The organism is Nocardioides sp. Z40_12 (assembly GCF_058215795.1).
On record NZ_JBZAJA010000019.1, the window covers coordinates 1 to 1,251 of the forward strand.

Below are 1,251 nucleotides of genomic sequence, written 5' to 3' on the forward strand. Positions count from 1 at the left end.
TGGTCTTCCCCCGGTCTCGTGGACACCGTCACAGTGGTCGAAAGACCACGGAGAGGTGTCTAGATGACGACCTATTCGCAGGAGTTCAAGGACCAGATCGTCGAGCTGCATCGTCGCGGGCGCTCGTTCAGCGATCTGGCCAAGGAGTTCAATCTGGCAGCGACGTCGATCTCGAACTGGGTCCGGGCCGCTGACAAGCGCGACGGCCGTTCCGGGCAACAGTCGCCCTCGCCGGTGCCGCAGCCGGACAAGGACCGGATCCGGCAGCTTGAGAAGGAGCTGGCTCGCAAGGACGAGGAGCTGGAAATCCTGGGAAAAGCGCTGGCCTTCTTCGCGCGTCGGGCGGACCAGTAGAGGTCTACGCCTACATCCGCGCTGAGAAGGCTGCCGATCCAGAAGCCAAGATCAGCCTGCTGTGCCGTGTCCTGGGGGTGTCCAGGTCCGGTTACTACGCCTGGGCCAGCCGGCTCACCCAGCCTTCTGTCCGGGCGCAGACCGACCGGGTCCTGCTCGAGGAGATCCGGGCCATCCACGCCCGCTTCGGCTACTACGGATCACCCCGGGTGTACCGCGAGCTGCTAGCCCGCGAGCACCACGTGGGCCGGCACCGGGTGGCCCGGCTGATGCGCCTGCACGGCATCACCGCCGCCCGCTGCAAGATCAAGTCGCGCCCCCGGGCCGCGCCGGTCTCACGTCGCCCCGAGGTCGTCGACCTGGTCCGCCGCAGGTTTCAGGCCGACGTCCCAAACACGCTGTGGTTCACCGACGTGACCCAGATCCGCACCGGGGAGGGGTGGCTGTGGGCCGCAGTCGTGCTCGATGCGTTCAACCGTGAGGTTCTCAGCTGGGCCACCTCGCCACGGGAGTCGCCCCGTACCGTGCTCTACGCGCTCAACGACGCGCTCAAGATCCGCCGACCCGCCCGCGGGTGCGTAATCCACTCCGACCGCGGGTACCAGTTCACCGCCTGGGACTGGCTCGACAACGCCGCCGCTGCCGGCCTGAGGGTGTCGATCGGGGAACGCAAGTCCTGCTACGACAACGCCGTCATGGAGTCCTGGTTCGCCTCGTTCAAGAACGAAGAGATCTACCCCAAAGGCACCCCGTTCACCCGCAAGGAAACCAGAGCCCGACTGTTCAGCTACATCTGGGAGTACAACACCCACCGCATGCACTCATCCCTGGGCTACGTCCCACCCCGTTCCTACGCAGCATCATCAAGTAACTGTCCGTGAAACCCGGGCAAGACCA

Annotated in this window: 2 protein-coding genes; both read left to right on the plus strand. The window is 65.7% G+C overall.

Going from position 1 to position 1,251, the window contains the following annotated elements:
• Positions 1-63 precede the first annotated feature (63 nt).
• Positions 64-354, plus strand: a complete 291-nt coding sequence (locus AC4BG9_RS18710) for a transposase (protein WP_489966277.1) — start codon at positions 64-66, stop codon at positions 352-354.
• Between the two features lie 14 nt (positions 355-368).
• Positions 369-1,235 carry an IS3 family transposase gene (locus tag AC4BG9_RS18715; RefSeq protein ID WP_490572635.1) on the plus strand — a complete coding sequence of 289 codons (867 nt, stop codon included), beginning with the start codon at positions 369-371 and terminating at the stop codon, positions 1,233-1,235.
• Positions 1,236-1,251 lie beyond the last annotated feature (16 nt).

Bases quoted from the DNA above. Each gene is read 5' to 3' on its own strand.
- AC4BG9_RS18710 (WP_489966277.1), top strand. From the start codon at position 64: ATGACGACCTATTCGCAGGAGTTCAAGGACCAGATCGTCGAGCTGCAT.